At 62.4% G+C, this 543-nt stretch carries 1 protein-coding gene; it reads left to right on the top strand.

Annotation, left to right across the window (positions count from 1 at the left end; all coding sequences use genetic code 11):
* Window positions 1–543 (top strand): HNH endonuclease signature motif containing protein (locus B1964_RS28405; protein WP_139765927.1); only part of this gene is annotated, 543 nt, incomplete at both ends.

Raw genomic sequence — 543 nt, 5'->3', positions numbered from 1 at the left:
CGCATCACCGACGACGGCCGGTTGGAGATCTCGGCGAACCTCGACATCATCGCCGGGGAGAAAACACGCACCCTGATGGAAACCTTGTCGGCGCCCAAACCTCAACCCGACGGCTCCCCCGATCCCCGGACACCCGAACAAATCTGCGCGGCCGCGTTCGAAACGATCGTGGAGTTGGCGGCACAAGGATTGGCCGACAACACGTTCTCGGCCAAACCCACCAACGGGCTGTTGTGGACCTGGTCAGCCGACAACCCCGCGCTCGGCGGCGACTTGCAGAACATGGGTGCCATCACCGAAGCCACCGCCCGGATGTTGTCGTGTGACACCACGATCACGAAAATCATGCTCGATCCCAACGGTGTACCGCTCAGTGTCGGGGAGGCGAAACGCTTCTTCACACCGGGACAACGCAAAGCCTTACTGGTGCGTGATCGCGGATGCATCAAATGCGGTGCACACGCCGGACGCTGCCAAGGAGACCACCTCGAGCATTGGGCCGATGGTGGGCCCACCGACCTCGACAACGGCTGCCTACTCTGC

The sequence above is a fragment of the Gordonia sp. i37 genome (assembly GCF_002043085.1).
GTDB classification, from domain to species: domain Bacteria; phylum Actinomycetota; class Actinomycetes; order Mycobacteriales; family Mycobacteriaceae; genus Gordonia; species Gordonia polyisoprenivorans.
The sequence above is the reverse complement of the archived record's forward strand: the minus strand, read 5'-3'. Positions and strand labels throughout refer to the sequence as shown.